We start from the raw sequence: 19,704 nt of genomic DNA, 5'->3' as shown, positions 1-19,704 counted from the left end.
CTGAAAAAGCGCTGGAAGGCGCCATCGAGCGCACGCACCACGTTTTGCAGCGCGTGCACCGGCACCTCGGCAAGATAGGCCGTCTCCGGGGCCTTGCGCCAGGTGGTGACCCACTGGCACATGCCCGCGAAGCCGGCATACTTCTCGCCACGCTCGCGTCGAGCCTGCTGCTCGGCCAGGGCGAGGTTCCACACCTTGCGGCTGCACCCTGCCCAGCGTCGTAGCACCGCCTCGGCCTTGCGGTTGCTCCGCAGCCGATACCGGTACGCACGATGGAAGACCGATCCCTCACTCATGCGATCAGGCTCTCACGTCCGGTCCGAATTTCAAGCCCCCAGTTCGCCTGCAGCGAACGCGCTATCCTTCCCCGGCCTGAAGTACCGGGGCTTGCCGCGCATTTCGGTCAGGGGACAACGATCTTCCTGACCGCATATTGGCGCGAGCGAAACAGCATCGACGAGGGGCGTGAAACCTTCCACCTCAACCTTGGGTGCTCGTGGCAGGCATTGATCGGCTCTCGCGAGCTTCGTCGTTCATTCGCATTGGACAAGTTCCGCGGTCGTGCCGCTGATCACTTGGTGAGCAAGACGCTGTATCGGAGCCAGGCGAGTGCCCGACGGGCCTTGTGTTCTGCGGCTCGGGAGCTTCAGTTCATGGCGATTACGAAGCTTCGACCGGCGTCAGCTCGTAATTTCGCCCAGCCTTGGCCTAGCGAACGTCTTCCCGGCGCGGATCACATGACTTCGTGGGCTGACCCCCAGTCTGGTCTTGAGCTGAGGGTTGATGAACCCTATGCGGCTGCACTGGATGAAGACAAACTGGCGCGGCGGGCTGAATGGGCTGCCAAGCATGGATATCGCATCCTGCGCGCCTCATGGCAAGGAATGTATGCACCTGATGTCGGTAGCGTGATGTTCCTTGTCGTGCATGATTCGTTGGCTTCACGGGCCGACGGGATGCTCAAGGCTTTGGACAAGGCCCCGGCGCCCGTTGTTGAAGCGCAATGGCAGGGCGAATCCGCGACTTACAGGCCTTCATTCCGCTCGTCACTTGAGATCCAGCAAGGGTTGAAGGCCAGCGTGCCTCTTGATCCCCTACTGTGCAGGGCGACCGCGTCGACTGTCGTGACCGGCTTTGGCACGGACAAGACCCGTCGGAAGCCGAACGGCAAAATGCCGGTGGAGGTCCATGAGGAGATTGGTGCGCTGCTGAAGGCGGGGATCGGGCGTTGCGCTAACCGCCCCGGAGTGAGTTCCCGTCTGGACAGGGTGCGCAGCAAACTCGACAACTGGCTGGAGCATGAATACTCAACGGATGAGATCGACAGCTCCCGGTTCTTCGACGTCTATTACCACGGAGATCGGCCTATGCCCTTTGGGAAGCGGCTTCAGGATAGTGAACCGTTAAACCTCCTCAATAATGTCGATCAGGTTGAGAGAACGCTCAAGCGTCACTATCCCGACTGTGCGCCTCTCCGCGAGTTAATCCGTCAGCTTCTCGCGGCGCGTAAGTCCATCACCGGTTGGCCGTCCGAAAGGCAGTAACCGTCGTACCGGGCAGACCGCGGCGCCAAGCGGTGGCGCCGCGCACCTCCATGCTCCGCAAAACACCGGTTTAGCCCTGTTTTACGAGGAAGAGTCGTTTGCCAAGGGAGGGCAGAATCGCCCACCATGGATCGACGACAAGCTCTGACTGCTCTCCTTGGCGCGGGCGCCCTTGCGCTGCAGCCGGCGATGTCGCATGCGGCGGCGGGCGACTGGCGCCAAGGCCTTCTGCTTCGGGACCGGTTCATACACCTGAAGCGCCCACAGTCCAAGGAAGAAATCGAGGTCTGCTACTGGCGTCACGGACTGGGTTGGGATGTGAAGGGCTACCTCGCGGCATGCCATCTCATGAGGGACGTGAAGTTCGATCGCCAACACCAGATCGACCCAGTGCTGCTCGACACCCTCTACATCATGCAGCACTGGCTCAAGGCATACGGCTTGCCGCACGAGATCCAGATCCTGTCCGGTTACCGAACACCCGAGCACAACGCCAAGCTCGAAGGCGCAGCAAAGAACTCGATGCACCTCCAAGGGCGTGCGGCCGACGTTCACATCCCAGGCATGGCGCCGGGGGTGCTCTCGAATATGGCCAAGATGATCGGCATCGGCGGGGTGGGCTTGTATCAGGACCGCGGATTCATCCACGTCGACACTGGCCCGGTCAGGGCATGGCAAAGCAAAAAAAGGAAGGGCTAATGCGGCAGAGAACGACGGTGAGCCGGCGTGTGGTTTTCATTACGAAGAAGGGAGCGCCTGCCATGGGCGGTGGGCAAGCTCAAGGGGCGGGCAGGACTTCCCGTTCCTGCCGGTTCAGCCGCATGAACCCGGTAAGCATGGAGGTGGTGTGCTCGGAGAAGGGCAACGTTCCATGCAGACCCGAAGGATGCACGATCTACAAGCTGCGATAGGCGCTTTGCCGCCTGCAGTAACGAGCGGGCTCGCTACCGGCTCAACGGGAACCCTGCACACTAGACCGGCGTGGGTGCGCTGGACACGGGCCGCGCCTGGCGGCACAATTCATGAATGTTTGGCCTCTTTGGGCCGCACCGGTAGCTGGATTAAACCGGGCTCTCCCGAGCTGAACCCAGCCTTCAATGTCCGCTCAGGACAACCGCAACCCCGTGGGGATTCCATCCCCTTCCGGGGCTGGTGTCTCCACTTTTTCCTGGAGACACCCATGAACAGCAAGAAACATCGCAAGTACCTCGAGACGGCCAAGTCTCTGCCTTCGTACTGCATCTTCCCCGACGATTATCACTACTCGGATGCATGGGCTGACAAGCTCATCGCTGGTTGGATCGCGCTCAAGCGCGTGCAAGTAGAGAGCAAGTGGGACAACACCCGATTCCGAGACGCACTGATCGATCTCGTGATCGAACTCAGCGGCGGATGGGAAGCCGAGTTCCTGGAGGCGGCACGCCAGGAAGGGATGAGCTTCGATTGCGTCTCGCACGAGGTGCAAGAGCAGATGCACCAGGCCTACGTCCAGGCCAACCGCGAACGCGCCTTCGATCTCATCCCCAGCAGCCTGCATGGCGAGCTGTGCTGGGTGCCGGGTTGGAACGGCGTCAATCTGGACGAGCTGATGGACGAGTTCGGTCAGCGCAGCAGCCGCTCCAAGTCGAACTACCTCGAGGACGTGCAGCCCGGCCGCTGGCTGGTCGAACTCCTCAAGCTCGGAAACTGCTCGAGCGAGGCGCTACGCGGGTACTGCAAGGACCAAGGGGCCACCGGTCTCATCTTCGTGCAGGAGACGGCGGATCTGCGCTGGAAGGTCGAGGCCGATCCGCTTCGGCCGGCAGTGCTCACGCCCGAGCAGGTGGTGGCGATCATCGAGAACGGCTACCAGTGGGCCGTCCCGATGGCGCACGCACAGATCAACGTGCGAGCGCTTTTCGAGCACGACTGCACCAAGCCGATGTTCTGGAGTACCGACGGCGGCAAGGTGCACATTGGTCTGCACGATGGTGTGCTCAACGGCGCAGGGTACATGGACGCCTACGATGGTTACCTGGTGATCCCCCCCAACGCGACGGGCTTTGCCGGTGAAGCGCGCTGGCACTGGAGCATCAACAAGGTCTACGGCATCGTGAAGTCCTACTTCAAGGTGACGCCCATCGAGGTGACGACGATCAACACGATCGCCGTCGCCGCGTAAGCCGAACCAATGGCAGCAGCCCACTCTGTCCGATAAAGACGGGGTGGGTTGGCTTCCTAAGCTGAGTCGGCTGTGGATTGTGCAATCCAGACACAATCCAGAGTCGATTTGTTGGTCGTTTCGACCGCAACGGTAGCTGGTTCCACCGGGCTCAGATGAGCCAAAGCCAGCCTCATGTCCGCGTAGGACAATCACAACCCGCACGGGGCCTCCACCGCCCCGTTACGGGCATGGCGGCCCCATTTGACTTGGAGACCACCATGCAGCTCACTCAAGAGCAGATGTTCTATACGGCCTCGCGCCAGATCGCCGAGACGAATCTCCAGTTCCTGGAGTTCGTCAAGGAAGGCCTGACCCGCGAGGAGCTGGCCCGCAACATCGAGCGTCGGCCGCAACTCTGGTCGCGCTTCGAGAGCTGGCTCGACAAGCTCCCGTCCAAGGAGGCTGTGAAACCGGCGAAGCTGCAGTTCGTCTGCACGTACCGCGGTTGTGCCCACTACGAGGTGCAAAGCGGGCCGATGAAGGACAAGCGCATTCGTGTGCGCTACCTCAAGCCCGAGTTCTATGTCCGTGACTGGAACGGGGGCTACGGCTGGAATCTCAGCCAGGAGGAGTACGAACGCGACATCGTCGCCGCCTCGGGTATCGCCGATTACATCGGCCTGCCTGTGACGGATGACGTGCTGGCCGCGCTGAACAAGGAACGCATCGACGAAGGCATCACCGAGTCGTGCTATCCGAACGAGTACCGCACTGCCAAGTATGTTGTCGGTACCGGCTGGGTCGAGCAGGCCCCGCCCCTGACGTATTAAAACGAGAGGAGATTCATGTGTTAGAAATCGCCACCCACGATCCCGAGGTCCAGGCGGCCATCATCACGGCGCTCGGCTCCGTGGTCGCAACCGTGATCGCGGCAATCTGTGCAGCCTTCATCGGGCAGCGCCTCACCAGCCGCAAGAAACTTGCGGAAGACCTCGAGACGGCACGCTCGGACATCAAGTTCCTGCTTGCCGTCGAGAAAGAGCACTGCCAGATGCACCGTGAGCACGCATCCGAGTCGTTCAAGAACCGTGTTCGCGAGCGCGCTCGCACGAAAGGCTTCACCTGGTCCGGAAAGAACACCCTTCAGTCCAGGTAACCACCTCATCAACCCCCATCGAAGGGCTCATCGCTGCCCTTCGGGGGGTTGAGCCCTTCCACAGTGAAGGAGCACTCATGGATCAACCTGAAATCATCGTCCTCAAGCTCTCCAACGGTGACACCGCGCTTTACGTCAATAAGGACGCGGTGCTCACGCTGGAAGCCGACGAGGAGGGCAAGGATCCGGCCGCGGTCGGTCACTACATGGCCAAGGCCCTCGACGTGCCCTACCAGAAACTCTGGATGGAAACGCCCGAAGATCCCGAGTGGTCATGGGATGACGCCTACTCGCTCATCCCGAGCCGAGCCCGGCCCGCCTGAACTATTAGCATCCAAACCCCTGGGGGATCACTTCCCCTCGGGGCGTGGTTCCCCTATTCACCGGAGAACCACGATGGACCTCTTTGTAACCGCGGAAATCCGCAATGTCGTTCCGCTCGAGCAGCGCATCGATGAAGCCGTTGGTGCGTTGCTGCGGCTGATGAGACAGGGTTCGCCACTGTGCGCAGCCTTCTCATCTGGCAAGGATTCGAGCGCAATGATGGTCGTCTTTTTCATCGCGGCCGAGAAAGCACTGGAGGAGGGGATCGAACCCCGGCTCATGGTGCTGCACTCGGACACGCGAATCGAGAACCCGGTCATCCACAAGTTGGCCCGATCCGAGATGGACAAGATCCGGGCACACGCAATGAAGCTGGGCATCGAGATGCGTGTTGAGATTGCCTCTCCGACGCTACTCGATAGCTGGGGGCCGCGAATCCTCGGCGGCAGGTCAATCCCGAGCTTCCCGATGACCAATGGGGACTGCTCGAATGATTGGAAGATCAAGCCGATGCAGACCCTGAGAAAGCGGTTGCTGCCGGTATGGGGCAATGGCAGCGAGTGCATCACCCTCACAGGGTCTCGCTTCTCGGAGAGTGCCGCCCGTGGCTCGAAAATGCGACAGCGGGGCGAATCAGCCTACGAGCCGTTTCGCAATCGGCAAGGGGAGTTGTGCTTCTCTCCCCTGGCCGATTGGAGCACTGATGACGTCTGGGAACTGCTTGGGCTGGTCCGGGCAGGCATCTACACGTCCTACACGGACGCTGTCGATGTGATCAAGGCCTATGCCGATGCAGGTCCAACCAGTTGCGCCGTCATCAACGATGGCATCGCAGCAGGCGGGGCTGGTAAAGGCGGCTGCGGCGCTCGGTTCGGTTGCCATCAATGCCAGATGGTCAAGAACGATTCGAGCATGGAGTATCTGCTCGAAGACCCCGAGTACGCCTTCATGGCGGGCCTGGGGAAGCTGCGCAACTTCATCGCCGCAACACAGAACGACGTGAGTCGCAGGCTGTGGGTGGGCCGCACGATCAAGGAGGGCTTCATCGCCATCCGGCCAGACGTTTACTCGCCGGCGATGATGCGTGAGCTGTTCCGCTACACGGTGACGCTCGATGTGCTCGAGTACGAGCAGGCGTGCGATCTGGGGATCGAACCGCGGTTCAGGCTCATCCCTGCAGATCACGCTGTGGCCATCGACTACCTGTGGTCGCTCAACGGGCACTGGGATGGCTTCACGGCTATTGCCGACTACTTGGAGATTTGGAACGGCGTGGTTCGCTACGCAATTCCGGAGAGCCCGGTGATCGGCTGCGAGCAGTTTCCTGAGCCTCGCTTTCTGCATGTTGGGGAAGACTGGGCGCAGGCCTGCGGCGACACCTGGGCGGGCATTCGTGACCCCTTCATGGTTGCGATGCTCGAAAGCTGCATGGAAGAGACGACCTACGGGAAATCGAATCCGCTGCGCCTGTGGGACGTGACTCAACGCACCGTTGATGAGCAGACGGGCAAGCAGATCGAGGAAGGATTCACGATCGATCCCGAGAGTCTGCTGTTCTTCTTCGAGTACGAGGCAGAGCGGCTGATCGATGACTACCGGTCCTACCGGGAGAACCAGGGGCGTGGCTGGACTGCACGCTGGTATCTGCAGTACGGCCTGGTGAAGATCCCGAGCATGCAGGTGCTCCGGCACGATGACGCGTTCAAGCGCACCGCGTTCAAACGGCTGATCGGCGTCAACGGCTCCACCGTGGATGTCGAAATGCTCATTGAGGCCTCGAGCAGTTGGGATGAGGTCGATGAGACGGTGAAGAAGGCATTTCTGAGCGATTCGCGACGGACGGCGCTGGAAGACGCCAAGCAGTCAAGGACCGCGCAGGAAGCGCAAGGAGATCTGTTCGCGCTGGCCGCGTGACCGGAAATCCACAAACAGGCCCGGCTTTTCCCCAAAAGGGGAAGGTCGGGCTTTTTTGCTTCTACTCGGGCGGCGTTGCCCGTCCGCGCCCCTGTGCTATTTTTGGTGCATGAGTAAAGTAATCCAACTCAGGCCGGATACAGACCAACCCAAGTTGGCCGGCAAGACATCGTTTCGCCAGTTCGCGCTGGGGATGGCTGCCGTGGTTACCGTGTTCGTCGGCGTTGCCACCTACAGTGTCTGGACGTCGAACGTCGAGGAGCAGCGTTTTGCCCAGCTGGCGCCGCCGGCTGGGACTGATCGGGTGCTCAGGGAGATGTTCAGCGCCTGGAGTGCGCAGACCGTCGACCATGCCACCTCGCGCTTGTTGAGTTGGTCGGGCGCGGGAAGTGAGGTGGTCGGCGTCGAGGAAACCCCCATGCGTCACGAGTACCGTTTTCTTGAGCATCGCCGCATCCCTCCCGGGTGGGTCGTCTACGCCATAAGCTCGACTGGTCGGTTCTTCACGGTCTCTGCACTCTGGGATTACGAGCGGCAGGTGCCGGTCATCAGCAGGCACCCCCGGGAGATCACCAAGGGGTCATTCCTCCAAGACTGCCTGGAGAGGGGGTGGGGGGCGCGACTCATCGAATTGGGTTTCGCCCAAGCTCCCGCATGAGTCTTTCTCCGGCACTGGACACCGACGACAGCGCAATGCAGAATTGCAGGACATCTCGACCCCATGGGTCGAAGCGGTAGCTGGTGCCACCGGGCTTAAACGAGCCGAACCCAGCCTTCAACGTCCGCACAGGACAATCGCAACCCACTCGGGGATACTTCCCGAGGCGGGGATGGTGTCTCCGAATTTCTACACCGGAGAGTCACCATGAAAATGTCACACGAAATGACCAAAGCCCTTGATGCGCGTTGCTACTTGGCAATGTCCAGGCTCATCGCAGACAAGGAGGAAGCTGAGCGTATGGAACTCGCTGCATGCGGGCTTGCCTACGATCTAGGTTTTCTGTCCAACCACTCGAACGATCCGATTTCTCCTCTTCTTGCTCATGAAAGCGTCCTCATCTGCGAGTGGGAGAGCGGCAAACGGGCAGCAGCACACAGTGATCTTCTTGACTCACTGTATCCGATGGGTTCCGAGGAAGAGTGGAACGCCTTGTCGGATGAGGATAAGGCCGAGGTGTGGGAGGAGTTCCATTCTTTGTGCGCAATAGGGATCGGAGACTCGATGTACTTCTACGACGTGCTGATGAACCTGCACCAGGTTGGCTATGTCGGGCACTGATAGTCAGGCCCCGTCGGCTGGCAAGTTCTATCAACTCCCTCGGGCTCCTAGCCCGTGAGGGCCGGGTCTCCGCCAGGGTTGCAAATGTGGAGGAGACATGAACGAGCGGCTTCAAAAGCTGCTGCTGGACACCAAGAGTGCATTCAAGCCCCCCGCGCTCAAGCAAAAGGAAGCCTATGGCCGACTTGCGCTCACAATGAGCACAGCGAGCCTGATCGGTTCGGTCACGGTGATGTTCTCGGAGCCATCGCTGACGGTTAGTGTGGGCTCCAGGGTCGGAGCGCTGGTTTTCTGGGACGTGCTACTATTTTAGGTAGGCGCTCTATTGAGCAAAGGGGAATGGGATGGACATCCTAGTTCTTAGCATCGTTGCCGGGCTAGTTGTAGCCGGCGGCTTGTTGATGGCCTCCTGGGAAACGAAGCCACTAGGCAAGAATCCAAAAAGCCATCGTCACGCCTGAACAGGCGTCGAGACGAACCGCGGCGAGTCATCCATAAAGGATGGTCGGTGCGGCAAACGCCGGGTTGATCGGCGCGTCCATCCGTGATGGTGTGATCGTGTAGTGCCGTAGTTGCAGCAACGAATTCTTCGGTCCATCGGATCGAGCCGGTAGCTGGTTCCACCGGGCTTAATCGAGCCGAACCCAGCCTTCAACGTCCGCACAGGACATTTACAACCCACTCGGGGACACTTCCCGAGGCGGGGATGGTGTCTCCGATCTTCATTCTGGAGTCATCATCATGAACATCACCATCAATACCGAGCAGTCCCTGAACGTGAAAACCTTAGTCGAAGGTTGCACAACGTGGGGGGTCCAGAAAGCCTTCGACGAAACGGCGCTGTTAGCCGAGCGTCTGGGGCATCCGGAGCTGGCCCCTTTCGTGGCCGAGTATGGCACCGAAGAGGTGCTGAAGAAGTATGCCAAGTTGATCAAACTTGCGGCCAAGGATCCACGTCTCGGGACGTGGTTCAAGAAGGACACCCGTGACGCGGTCAAGAAGGTCATTGACAGGCTGATCCACACTGGTGAGAAGGTTCGTGTCTTCTACGGCGACCCGGAAACGGGCAAGTCCTCGATGGACGAGTTCGACATGATCGGCTCGGTTGGTCGATTAACGGGTACGCTGAAGGCGCCGATTCTGATTTCTGAAGCGGACGGTTTTGGCGCACCAATGCAAGACGACAAGGTCATCCGTATCATCCGGGTGCGCGATCACAAGAATCTCTACAAGCACCCTGGTTTTCATCTGCCTGAGATGAAACTCGTCGAAGCCGAACACCCGCAGTTCAAGGTGTCGGTCATGATCGAGGGGCAGGTCGCAGCTCGGTTCAAGAGCCTGGGCAAGGCCTGCAAGTGGATCGCCTTCATGGCGGGCGAAACGCTCGAGCAGCCGGAGTGATGATCATGCAGACCCGTATGCGTTACTTCTGCCAGCTGGTGACCTACTGCTACAAGCAACTGCCAACGGTTGATGCCGCAGTGCAGGTGGTCCAGGCCAAGGATCGGTATGCCCCGATTCTGCGCTCGGCCGCGCTGCGCAACCTGATTCGTATGGCACCGCTGGAAGTCACCCGCGGTCAGCCATACCTTCAAGCACGGCGCCTGGTGCGGCAGCACTACGGCGTCTGACACATTCATCCCACAGGGGCTCATCCCTGTGGGATGGGCTCCTCCATTCAAGGAGCATCCATGCAGCAACAAGCAACGGTGGTCGTGCCCCCGATGGCTCTAGCGAAGATCCACGGCGTGTACGGCGTACGCATCTCGGCACGAAAGGTCGATCTGCTCGATCAGCTTGGCAATCGAGTCCAGAGCGCTTGGCATCGTCAAGCCGACAAGGTCGCCGCCAAGTCCTTCGAGGAGTTGGTCGTCTTCGTGAAGTCCCGCAATCCGATGGCTGCCGCCAGGTAGTCGTCCAACCGCCTTCGGGCGGTTTCCCGAGGCGCAGTTCTGCGTTTCCGGAAACAGCCTGATTTCTGGCCCATGGCCGAAACGGTCGCCGGCGCTACCGTCCCTGCAGTTCAGGGTAAGCCGGCCCATCAAGTCTCCCCGCGAGACACCAGCGCGCGCCGCTGTTCAATTTCAACGCCCGAAGGGATTTCACCGTCCAGATGGGGCAGCCCGGAAACCCGGAGGGGCCCGACCCCTTCGGGGCAGGGCTCCTCATCAACCCATGAGGAACACCATGCATGCAAACCCCCTCACGTTGTCGGGGACGTACCTGATCCCCGGCAACCCAGAAACCGATATCTATCTGCTGCCGGTTTCGGGCGGGGCCGACTCGACGGCACTGGCGATTCTGCTGCACGAGATCGCCCCTGAGATTGACTTCCGGATGGTTTTCACCGACACCGGAGCCGAGGAGAAGGAAACGATCGAGTCGCTCGACCGACTGGAGATCTGGCTAGGGAAGAAGATCGAGCGGATCGGCGAGAAGACGCTCTTCTCGCTCATCGACGAGTACAACGGCTTCTTGCCCTCGCCCCGAGATCGGTGGTGCACGAGAGAACTCAAGCTCGTGCCCTTTCAAGCTTGGATCAAGCAGTTCGAAGGACGGCAGAAGTGGATGTTCGTTGGTGTCCGAGCCGATGAAGCAGACCGCTTGGCGTTCGCGCTCCCTGAAGTCGAAACCGAGATGCCCTTTGTGGATCTGGGCGTCAACCGGGCGTGGGTCTACCGAAAGCTCTCCGAGACGATCGGCATCCCGCGCTCGTACCAGACGAGGTCGCGGTCGGGCTGCACAGTCTGCCCGTACCAACGCAAGTCGGAGATCATCGGCCTGCTTCAGCGCGCACCGCACGAGTTCGACCGCGGCGCCCAGTGCGAGAAGCTCTCGGTTGTCGATCTGCAACGGCACACCCCGGGCGTTCCGCTCTGGAAAGACACGGCAATCGCTCAAAACTGGCACGGTTTCCCCATGCCGGAATCTGACGATGAGATCGAAAAGGGGCGACTAGCCAAAGCCAAGAGGGATGATCTCTTTGGCGCTAGGATATTCGTGGGCGGAGAGTTCTTCTTCGATGCGATGCCGGGCCAGCCCGAGTTCGTATGGGCTCAAAGGCTCATCACCTTCAGCCCAACGCTCGCCGGCTTGAAGAAGCAACTGGACGGTCGCTATGTCCATTTGCTCTCGACTGCGGAAGTGCACGGCATGACGCCAGAAGAGGTTCGGCAGCAGGTGCGCTTCGCGATCTGGTACATCGAGATGCCTTCGGATGTGTTCGATCCGCAAAAGCCCGGCCCCGAGAGCTACACCTGGGATGACGGTACGTCCTATCGGCAGATCCAGCATGTGGTCGATTGGGCAACACGGGCACTCAATGCCGACTTTCAACGCCAACAGGCCGCGTCGAATCCGCACCCGCTCACCGTGCAGTACGAGTGGGCCAAGTCGGCGCAGGAGGCCTTCAAAGAGGCGGACGCCCCCTTGGGCGGGGTGCTGCTGAGCCAGTGGTACAAGGCGAAGAACGAAGAGGAACCGCCCGAGACGGAGGAAGAAGCCCTCAAGCTGATTCCTTGTCCCATGTGCCACATCTAGTATGAACCCGGTAGCTGGATCGACCGGCCTCCTCGGAGGGCAACCCAGCCAACCCTGTCCGTTCAGGACAACCACAACCCCGCGGGGCATCTTCCCGCGACAGGGGGGGTGCTCCGCATTTTCAGCTAAGGAGTACCCCATGAAACCGGAAACGAAATTTCGCCGTGCGGTCGTCAAACTGGCCAAGTCCTTCGGGATCGAGGCTGCGTGCGAAGACTACATGGGCGGCCTCGACAGTCGCACACGCAAGGCCTGGAAGACCTTCATCCTGAAGTCGGACAAGGCCGAGTTGCCGCAAGGCTTCGCGCCAGCGCTCGAGCAACTCAACAACGAAACGTTCGAGGGCATCCACGCAATGACCGGATTGCCCTGCCGGATCGAGATGGCTGTGCGCGTGATGAAGCTCGATGGCCGCTACTTCAACTTCAAGGACGCCACGCTGATCCCTCGGTCGTGACGCCGGACAAGGAGATTGGCATGCCTACAGCCCTGAAACCGTTGGCCGCAACGCTCGTCACCGCACTGGAGTCGGGAAACGCAGCTGAACTGGCAACCGCAGTGCTCGCCACGAATCACCGGGGCAAGCTGCTGCGCTGATCAAGATGGCGATCGACACCGACCTACCGAGGCTCGTGCATAGCCGAAAGGCGGCCTGAGCAACTTCACCCTCAAGCGGAACCCGCCACCCATGGTGGCGGCGACCGCACGATCCCAGGAGAAACATCATGCTCACCCTCATCAACGGTGACGGCGCCGGCGTGCGTCCGCAGCAACATCTCAACGACGTACTGGCAATGGCCAAGCGGCTCATCAGCTACGTCGAACGGAGCCAGCCGGAGGTCGCGCATCTGCTTGCGGCGAACCTGACCCCGATCGAGCGCGGCGTTGTGACGAATCGCATGCTCGATCGCGGCATCCAGGTTCAGACCGTTCTCCGTGTCCTTTCCTGAAAAGGAGCGAGCCATGCGAGAGCGAATCGAGTACCTGAAGCGCCGCATCAGCGAGTTTAAGCGCCTCAACGAGGATCGCGGATACGCGCTGCTACTGGCCATTGAGTTGCGGATGCTGCTCAACCGGCAACGTCAGCTCGATGCTGTCTTGTCCATGTCGGGCGGCACCCCATTGGGCCTGGAGCTGCGGCACAAGGACGGTCGTCTCATTTCTATCCTACCCGAGCCCGACGGCTCATCGAAGGCACGCCTTGTACGCTACGGACCCGATGGGTTCTACGGGCATGAGGTCTTCAACGATCCGATGAAGGCACTGGATGAGGCTGTGTGCCAAGGCTTCGTCCAGGATGCGAGAGGCGCGCTCGACGCATTCGTCCTTACGCCGGTCTGGCAACGGGGGATGCGCTACAGCGCCATGCTGCAGCGTTACAACGAAGGTCGGATGAGCTTCGAGGAGTTCTGCCGCAGATCGCGGGAGGAGGCCGAAAGCGACAATCTCACGGCAGTCGAGTGAGGCAGGAACGGGGACGTCGGGCGTAATGCCTGCGTCCCCGTTTTTTCGTTCACCGGTTACCGACTCAGTTGCGCGCACTTCCCGGCTGGGCTACGATTCAGCCTGCTTCTTGGGCGTATTGCCCAGCAATGGCAGCTGGATCCAGCCAGGCGGTGTATCGCCAAACCCAGCCATTCAATCTACCCACCGGGGAAACCACCCCCGGCCGGGACGTGGTTTTCCCCATTTGCATTGGAGAAAACCATGTATCCGAATCAGATCCCCCTGTCGCAAATCGTTGTTGGCAACAACCCGCGTCGGTTTTTCGACCCTGCGGAGATGAACGAACTCGTCTCGTCCGTTCGCGAGAAGGGCGTGATTCAGCCCATCATGGTGCGCCCGTTGAATGACGGCTTCCAGGTGGTGGTCGGCGGGCGTCGCTATGCGGCGGCCAAGCAGGCGCACGGTGACGACTACGAGATTCCGGTCGTCGTCCGTGAACTGACCGACGCCGAGGCTGAGGAGCTGGCCCTGATCGAGAACGTTCAGCGTTCCGATATGAGCCCTGCCGAAGAAGCCGAAGCAGCCGCGAAGATCCTCGCGCGCTGTGATGGTGACCGGGAGGAGGCAGCCAAGCGTCTGGGTTGGACCCGTTCCACCCTGGACAAGCGACTGGCGCTCATGAACTGCGCCCAACCAGTGCGTGACGCTTTGGTCGAGCGCAAGATCAAGCTCGGTCACGCCGAGCTGATCGCGGGCTTGTCCAAGGACAAGCAGGAAGGCGTTCTGAATGCCCTTCTCAAGGCACCCGAGCTCGTCTCGGTGGCTGAGTTGAAGGTGCAGATCCAGAAACTCGCCAACGCCCTTTCCGCTGCAATCTTCGACAAGACCGACTGCGCGGGTTGTCAACACAACTCGGGCAACCAGCAAGCACTCTTTGGTGAAGCGGTCGATGACGGCCACTGCACCAATCGTGACTGCTGGAGCACGAAGACCGACCAAGCGCTCGAGGCCAAGAGGGAGTCCCTCAAGGATGAATTCCCCGAGGTGCGCATTGTTCGTCCGGGCGAGAACTTCACCGTGATCAAACTTGTAGCGGAAGGGGCGACTGGTGTAGGTGAGGATCAGGCTCAGGCTTGCCGCTCTTGCGGGAAGTACGGTGCGGCCATCAGCGCGGTACCGGGCAAGGTCGGCAACGTCTTTCGCGGTCTGTGTTTCGACGCCCAGTGCAACATGCAGAAGGTCAAGGCGCAGCAAGAAAGCACCCTTGCTGCAGTCACGGCTGCAGCCGAGAAGCCAGCGGGTGAGGGTGTTTCGACGTCCGGAGCTGCTAAGGCTCGAAGTGCGGGTAAGACCGCGCAGAAGGCCGAGAAAAAGCCGACTGAAGTACAGGACTCGACACGCGTGAAGGATTACCGGGTGAAGGTCTGGCGCAAAGCCTTGGCTAAGCATCTGGCGTCCAACCCGCAGCAGAACGAACGGGTGCTCATCGCGTTGGCGATGACCGGCGAAGGCCGGAACATCTCCGATAAGACGGTCAAGGCAGTCTACAAGGCCTTGACGCAGCAGGACGTCCCTCCGAATGGCAAGCCTGAGGAGATCTTCGTGCTACTGGCGGATGCATCGGATGAGGTGGTCGTAAAGCTCCTCCGGACGCTGGCCCCCTCGGTTGCGGAAGGGATCGATGAGTTCAAGCTGGTCGCGTTGATGAAGACGCTACGCGTGGATCTCACGGCCTACTGGAAGCTCAACGAGGAGTACCTCAACTTGCTCACCAAGAGCGAGATCGAGGTCATCGCCGAGCAGGTGGGCATCAAGGAGCACCTTGGCAAGGACTACGCAAAGCTCATGGCGGGCAAGAAGGACGAGATCGTGAAGAAGATCCTCACGGTCGACGGCTTCGAGTACGCCGGAAAGCTGCCGGGCAACATGCTGTACGGCAAGAAGTAACAACCACACCACCCGGCTTTTGTCCGGGTGGTTTTCCTCAGCGTCACGGAGTGGGCGTTGTGGAAAGCGAGTTTCTGGTCGTCCATTGCGGATGCCGAAAATCACAGACCGATGTTTGCCGGATCTGTGGGCTACGCGAGTAGCCGACTCTTCGAGTCAGCAAGCCTTTCAACCCCGCTGGGAACCATGTTCCCGGACGGGGATGGTCTCCCCGCATCACATGGAGACCATCTATGAGGTTCAATTACTTCAAAGCCGCTGAGAAAGTGGCAAACGCACTCCAGGCAGCGTCAGTTCTCACCCCGGCAGGGGCGGAGCTCTTGCTTGGGGCGGACGTTTTGGAAGGCGAGGGTGCTGTCATGCTCGTCATCTACATTGCTGTATTCGTGTTGTTCAACCTGCTCGCGGCAATCGTGGCCGGCTTCGAGGACGACAGCACTTGATCAGCCCCATGGGTTGAGCATTGTGCGTTGGGCAACTACGATTAAGCATTCTAGGAGAGAGGACAATGTCCGAAGCAGCTACCACCATCATCGTTATCCTGAGCGGCTCACTGGCTGTCGGGGTTATCGCGGTGGCCTTCCTGTACTGGAAGATCAAGGGTAAGCACTGATGCGTTGCATCAGTCGATGACCGCAATGTGCGGCAAGCCCCGGTACTTCAGGCCGGGGAAGGATAGCGCGTTCGCCGCAGGCGAACTGGGGCTTGAAATCCGGATCGGATGTGAGAGCCTGTTCTCTGGCCGCGGGACACGCGGTTCTGGCCGGCGACGGCCAAGCGCTCGTGGAGGGAGAGGTGCACACAGGCCGCCCGGTGAAGCGAGAACCTACCGAAGGGGTAGGCCATGCGGCCTAGCCCAGCAGGGATCCCCGCCCTTCCCGCTGCGCGGCGAGCGAAGCGAGAGGGCGGGGAGGATGTCAATGAAAGAGAACAAGGACGTTCTCCGGTGCCCCCTTTCGGGGGTATCCGAGAATGGCTTTTCTGACCTTCGGGTCGAAGCGGTAGCTGGACTAAACCGGGTCGAAAGACCGAACCCAGCCTTCAACGCCCATCCAGGGCACATCAACCCCGCGGGGATCACCTATCCCCGGTCTGGGGCATGGTGGTCTCCGCTTTTTTTTGGAGATTCACCATGTTTCAAGTCCTGTCTCAACTGCTGGCCTCGTCTTCCTCGGTGGAGCTTTTCGTCACCGGCGACAGCGAGAACCTGACGGTCACCGTGATCCCCAAGGTTACGGACGCCAAGGAAGCAGCACTCAAGACCCCCTTGAGTCTCACCGGTACGCCGGCCGATCTCGATGAAGGGTTCGCTCAGGCGCTCGCAACCTACGTGACGGCTCGCAAAAGCCTGGCCGACCAGGTCGCGCAGACTGCCGCGATCCTCGATGCCGCCAAGAAGCAACAGGCGGCAAAGGCGGTGAAGAGCGCGCCCACGGCTGCACAGCCTGTGGCTGTGAGCATCGATGACCTCTCCGATGAGGAGGGCGAAGGCGATGCCGAGTCCGACACCTCCAGTGCACCGACTGTCCCGACGAGCAGTACTGAACCCAAGGCGAAAGCCGAGGCGGATGGCGCGTTTGATCTGGCGTCGCTGCTGGGCTAAGGAGGCGGAGATCATGGCACTCACCGTTACCGCCGCAATCCGCGTGTTCAACTACGCAGGCACCGAACTGCCGGACCCCGGTCCGCAGATGAGCCCTGTGCAGGTCCGAGACCTGTACAGCGCATCGTTTCCCGAACTGACCTCTGCCGAGGTCGAAGGGCCGGTGCGAAAGGGCGACAAGCTTGTGTTCGAGTTCCGACGTGCCGCCGGCACGAAGGGGTAATCATGAAATCGCTCAGAGAGAGGCTTGAAGCCATCTCCCGCGGCGAAATCAAGGAGACGGGTGGCGCTATCCCAGCGCTGCCCGTTTTTCATGATGAGGAGATGAAACGATGCGCCACCGCAATCTACGCGCTCATCGAGAAGTCCAAACGGAGCACACACGCAGCGGGGCGGCTTCAGCCGCCGCCGTCCGTCGTCCACGTGATCCTCTGAGGATTCCACGACGTATCGATGCTCCCGCAAAGTTCGTCGTGAACACACTCAATGGCGCCGCGCTGGCCGGCTTCGCGCTGGCCTTGTACGACGCAGGGTTTGTGTCCGAAGCAGACCAAGGGATCGAGATCGATAAGCTCGTCAAGACCGGGTTGGAGCGGGTCCGCCGCGACATCCTGGGCGAACTCGACCACGTCGACGAGCTCGGGCTGGTCGTCTCGACAACGCTCGAAGGGCTTGAGTGCTACACGAGCAATGACGACGACGATCTAAAGCAGTACTGGATCGGGATCGACCTGGGTAACGGCAACGCACCGGTCAGCGTGGGCGAAAAGCTCAAGCAGCTCGAAGCGTTGATGCCCGGGCTTGGCCAGACCGTCCTCGACACGCTCGAGACGGCCGGTGCCAAGACGACAGGATGCTGGTCGCCACGGTTCGTGCGAGAGACAGCCTCCTACACGCACTGGATGGGGGCAAACACCCAGGAAGAATGGCTCGAAGAACTCGAGATGTACAACTCGGACCCGGAAGATGCAGTGTTTGGGCCAGGCGAGTACGACAGCTATTTCAAGGAGTCGTGGGTCATTGACCCGACGCAGCCGCTTGACCCGTTCGCGCTCCTGCAATGCCTTGAGGAAGAAGAACCTGGCGTGGCAGCGATCGCTGAGAAGGTGCTCGAGATGCAGTGCCTGATCAAAGAAGGCGCGCACTTCACGTCGGTAGAACTGACCGATCGGGAATCCGTGTACCGCGGCGTCTGGATTCGTTGGGATGACGACGATCCGACGCAGCAGGTGCTCGACGACTACATCAACTACGCCAATCAGGGCGACGACTGCTACACGACGCTTTGCAGCGTGTGGGAGGTCGAGGCGACCCAGGAAGGCTTTGCGCAGTGGCTCAAGGGCTACATGCAGGGCCTGAAACTCTACAAGACGCTCGACCAGCTCCTGGGGCTGCTCTCTTGCGTCACTACCGGAGATCAAGATGTCGGTAACAATGAATCTGAGTGAGCAGCCGTATCGCGCTCAGCATGCGGTGTTGCTCTATGGGCAACATCGGCCGTCCTACGTGTCGGTCCATGAGGTCGCCGAGCAGCACGATGGCTCACTACGGATCGGTGTGGGGACGCCGGCGACGATGTCGGGCCTGCGCGAGCTTTTCGACCAACTCGATCCGTCCCGAAAGGTTCGGCCCGTGTTCTTCGAGGCCAATGTTCTGTCACAAGGGCCAGGTTGGCTCGTGTGGTGGATGAAACCCCAGACTCGTCGCGTATGGTTTGACGGTTCGGGGTTTAAAGACGAAAGCGCGGAAGTGCCCCATCCGGGGCTTGTCTTCGCGGTGAGCGCACTGGGTTGGCAGGTCTTTGCAGTAGGAGGCAAGGGCCGTCCTCGCCCGGGGACCAAGCTCTACCAGGTGCCGTACTTCAATGTCTGGGAGGGCGGCAGGATCTGCACCGGAACGGCCAGAACCCCCGAAGGCGCCAAGGCACAAGAGCCGAAGGCTTGGGAGGACGCGTTCTTCCTGTCCAGGTTCAGCCACCCGAACATTCATGAGGCCAACAAGCTGGTGAAGTATCGCGGCGGGCCGGTGAAGTTCTGGAAGGCCATGCTCAAGGGCAAGTTCAAGTCGTTCCCCACCGAGACGCTCGTGGAGACGAACTGGACGGTCAGCAATCTCCTGGAGAGCATCGGGAGGGCACGCTGATGGACCCGCGTGACGCCATTCTTCAACAGGTCACGCCGACGGTGATGGTGCCCCTCTACGGGGCATTCGAGCCGCTCGGCAAGCTGGGCCATCGGTTCCTGAGCGCAGGCAACGGTGAGTGGTTGGAGGTCCGTCGTTCGTGGCTGTACGCACGAACCCGGAATCTTTCGCCGGGCGCCGTGGCCAAGCCATACGGGCAGGTGACTGGGACGATCGAATGGTTGATGCCGGCCGTCCCGGTCGAACTCTTCAAGGCCTTCGCTCAGATGGCCCGGGCCAGCGCTCCCAAGGAGGCGGCGGCCTGGATCACCTGGAACGAGCTTACCGGCGAGTTCTCGTTCAAGCCCGTTGGGGTCCGGTCAGCATCCGAGGCCGCCATCCACTTCGACCGTCCGCGGCTCGATGAGGGTGAGCATCTGGTGGTCGACCTGCACTCACACGGCACCGGCAAGGCGTTCTTCTCCTCAACAGACGACGCGGACGACAGGGGCGAGGTCAAGGTCTCGGTCGTCCTCGGTCACTGCCATCAGGAGAGGATGAGCACGGTCATGCGACTGTGCTTGCTGGGAAAGTACATCGCGCTCGAGGTGGAGTCATCCGCCAATGGCGCAATCACATTCAAGGAGAGCAACATGAGCAAGCAATCCAGCTATACGGGGCGATGAA

General features: G+C 60.5%; 26 protein-coding genes. 25 read left to right on the top strand and 1 reads right to left on the bottom strand.

Annotation, left to right across the window (positions count from 1 at the left end):
* The coding region (locus B447_RS13810; protein ID WP_002941283.1) for a helix-turn-helix domain-containing protein at positions 1 to 296 on the bottom strand (296 nt) is incomplete at its 3' end.
* On the opposite strand from B447_RS13810, the gene B447_RS22575 reads away from it, so the two are divergent.
* The 25 genes from B447_RS22575 (at position 273) to B447_RS13685 (ending at position 19,703) form a co-directional block, all read left to right on the top strand.
* Positions 273 to 1,544: a DUF5623 domain-containing protein gene (locus tag B447_RS22575; protein ID WP_157384682.1), complete on the top strand. Its 1,272-nt coding sequence runs from the start codon at positions 273 to 275 to the stop codon at positions 1,542 to 1,544. The two genes, B447_RS13810 and B447_RS22575, sit on opposite strands and share 24 nt — an antisense overlap.
* A gap of 189 nt (positions 1,545 to 1,733) precedes the next feature.
* Entirely contained in the window at positions 1,734 to 2,243 is a 510-nt protein-coding gene (locus tag B447_RS13800; RefSeq protein ID WP_002941278.1) for a YcbK family protein, read from the top strand.
* A gap of 481 nt (positions 2,244 to 2,724) precedes the next feature.
* On the top strand, positions 2,725 to 3,705 hold the full coding sequence (locus B447_RS13795; protein ID WP_002941276.1) for a hypothetical protein: 981 nt from the start codon (positions 2,725 to 2,727) through the stop codon (positions 3,703 to 3,705).
* 260 nt (positions 3,706 to 3,965) lie between these two features.
* Entirely contained in the window at positions 3,966 to 4,517 is a 552-nt protein-coding gene (locus tag B447_RS13790) for a hypothetical protein (protein WP_002941275.1), read from the top strand.
* Positions 4,518 to 4,534: 17 nt separating this feature from the next.
* A complete protein-coding gene (locus B447_RS13785) occupies positions 4,535 to 4,843 on the top strand; it encodes a hypothetical protein (RefSeq protein WP_002941273.1) in 309 nt (102 codons plus the stop codon).
* A gap of 77 nt (positions 4,844 to 4,920) precedes the next feature.
* Complete coding sequence (locus tag B447_RS13780) at positions 4,921 to 5,166, top strand: hypothetical protein (protein WP_002941271.1); 246 nt, start codon at positions 4,921 to 4,923, stop codon at positions 5,164 to 5,166.
* 73 nt (positions 5,167 to 5,239) lie between these two features.
* Complete coding sequence (locus B447_RS13775; protein ID WP_002941260.1) at positions 5,240 to 7,081, top strand: phosphoadenosine phosphosulfate reductase domain-containing protein; 1,842 nt, start codon at positions 5,240 to 5,242, stop codon at positions 7,079 to 7,081.
* Positions 7,082 to 7,235: 154 nt separating this feature from the next.
* Positions 7,236 to 7,739 carry a hypothetical protein gene (locus tag B447_RS13770; RefSeq protein WP_157384681.1) on the top strand — a complete coding sequence of 168 codons (504 nt, stop codon included), beginning with the start codon at positions 7,236 to 7,238 and terminating at the stop codon, positions 7,737 to 7,739.
* 207 nt (positions 7,740 to 7,946) lie between these two features.
* Positions 7,947 to 8,360 (top strand): hypothetical protein, encoded by a 414-nt coding sequence (locus B447_RS13765; RefSeq protein ID WP_002941255.1) that lies wholly within the window; start codon positions 7,947 to 7,949, stop codon positions 8,358 to 8,360.
* A gap of 97 nt (positions 8,361 to 8,457) precedes the next feature.
* Positions 8,458 to 8,673, top strand: coding sequence for a hypothetical protein (locus B447_RS13760; protein WP_002941253.1), 216 nt, complete (start codon positions 8,458 to 8,460; stop codon positions 8,671 to 8,673).
* A gap of 428 nt (positions 8,674 to 9,101) precedes the next feature.
* Entirely contained in the window at positions 9,102 to 9,761 is a 660-nt protein-coding gene (locus B447_RS13755) for a hypothetical protein (protein ID WP_002941252.1), read from the top strand.
* A gap of 5 nt (positions 9,762 to 9,766) precedes the next feature.
* On the top strand, positions 9,767 to 9,991 hold the full coding sequence (locus B447_RS13750; RefSeq protein ID WP_198291807.1) for a hypothetical protein: 225 nt from the start codon (positions 9,767 to 9,769) through the stop codon (positions 9,989 to 9,991).
* A 60-nt stretch (positions 9,992 to 10,051) separates the two neighbouring features.
* Positions 10,052 to 10,273, top strand: a complete 222-nt coding sequence (locus B447_RS13745; protein ID WP_002941248.1) for a hypothetical protein — start codon at positions 10,052 to 10,054, stop codon at positions 10,271 to 10,273.
* A 274-nt stretch (positions 10,274 to 10,547) separates the two neighbouring features.
* On the top strand, positions 10,548 to 11,900 hold the full coding sequence (locus B447_RS21870; protein WP_002941230.1) for a phosphoadenosine phosphosulfate reductase domain-containing protein: 1,353 nt from the start codon (positions 10,548 to 10,550) through the stop codon (positions 11,898 to 11,900).
* 139 nt (positions 11,901 to 12,039) lie between these two features.
* Complete coding sequence (locus B447_RS13735) at positions 12,040 to 12,357, top strand: hypothetical protein (protein WP_002941226.1); 318 nt, start codon at positions 12,040 to 12,042, stop codon at positions 12,355 to 12,357.
* 268 nt (positions 12,358 to 12,625) lie between these two features.
* Complete coding sequence (locus B447_RS13730) at positions 12,626 to 12,850, top strand: hypothetical protein (RefSeq protein WP_002941223.1); 225 nt, start codon at positions 12,626 to 12,628, stop codon at positions 12,848 to 12,850.
* 13 nt (positions 12,851 to 12,863) lie between these two features.
* Positions 12,864 to 13,364: a hypothetical protein gene (locus B447_RS13725; protein WP_002941220.1), complete on the top strand. Its 501-nt coding sequence runs from the start codon at positions 12,864 to 12,866 to the stop codon at positions 13,362 to 13,364.
* Positions 13,365 to 13,607: 243 nt separating this feature from the next.
* On the top strand, positions 13,608 to 15,293 hold the full coding sequence (locus B447_RS13720) for a PRTRC system ParB family protein (RefSeq protein WP_002941218.1): 1,686 nt from the start codon (positions 13,608 to 13,610) through the stop codon (positions 15,291 to 15,293).
* A 233-nt stretch (positions 15,294 to 15,526) separates the two neighbouring features.
* Positions 15,527 to 15,736, top strand: a complete 210-nt coding sequence (locus tag B447_RS13715) for a hypothetical protein (protein WP_002941215.1) — start codon at positions 15,527 to 15,529, stop codon at positions 15,734 to 15,736.
* 689 nt (positions 15,737 to 16,425) lie between these two features.
* Positions 16,426 to 16,896, top strand: coding sequence for a PRTRC system protein E (locus B447_RS13710; RefSeq protein ID WP_002941213.1), 471 nt, complete (start codon positions 16,426 to 16,428; stop codon positions 16,894 to 16,896).
* Between the two features lie 13 nt (positions 16,897 to 16,909).
* On the top strand, positions 16,910 to 17,119 hold the full coding sequence (locus B447_RS13705; RefSeq protein WP_002941210.1) for a PRTRC system protein C: 210 nt from the start codon (positions 16,910 to 16,912) through the stop codon (positions 17,117 to 17,119).
* 2 nt (positions 17,120 to 17,121) lie between these two features.
* Positions 17,122 to 17,331, top strand: a complete 210-nt coding sequence (locus tag B447_RS22750) for a hypothetical protein (protein ID WP_002941209.1) — start codon at positions 17,122 to 17,124, stop codon at positions 17,329 to 17,331.
* A gap of 38 nt (positions 17,332 to 17,369) precedes the next feature.
* Complete coding sequence (locus B447_RS13695; RefSeq protein WP_002941205.1) at positions 17,370 to 18,344, top strand: PRTRC system protein F; 975 nt, start codon at positions 17,370 to 17,372, stop codon at positions 18,342 to 18,344.
* On the top strand, positions 18,319 to 19,038 hold the full coding sequence (locus B447_RS13690) for a PRTRC system protein B (RefSeq protein ID WP_157384680.1): 720 nt from the start codon (positions 18,319 to 18,321) through the stop codon (positions 19,036 to 19,038). Before B447_RS13695 ends, B447_RS13690 begins: the two co-directional genes overlap by 26 nt.
* Positions 19,038 to 19,703 (top strand): PRTRC system protein A, encoded by a 666-nt coding sequence (locus tag B447_RS13685; RefSeq protein ID WP_002941196.1) that lies wholly within the window; start codon positions 19,038 to 19,040, stop codon positions 19,701 to 19,703. The genes B447_RS13690 and B447_RS13685 overlap by 1 nt, the downstream gene beginning before the upstream one ends.
* Position 19,704: the final 1 nt, after the last annotated feature.

The sequence above is a fragment of the Thauera sp. 27 genome (genome assembly GCF_000310125.2).
GTDB classification, from domain to species: Bacteria; Pseudomonadota; Gammaproteobacteria; order Burkholderiales; family Rhodocyclaceae; genus Thauera; species Thauera mechernichensis.
This window is presented reverse-complemented; position numbering and strand designations above follow the sequence as displayed.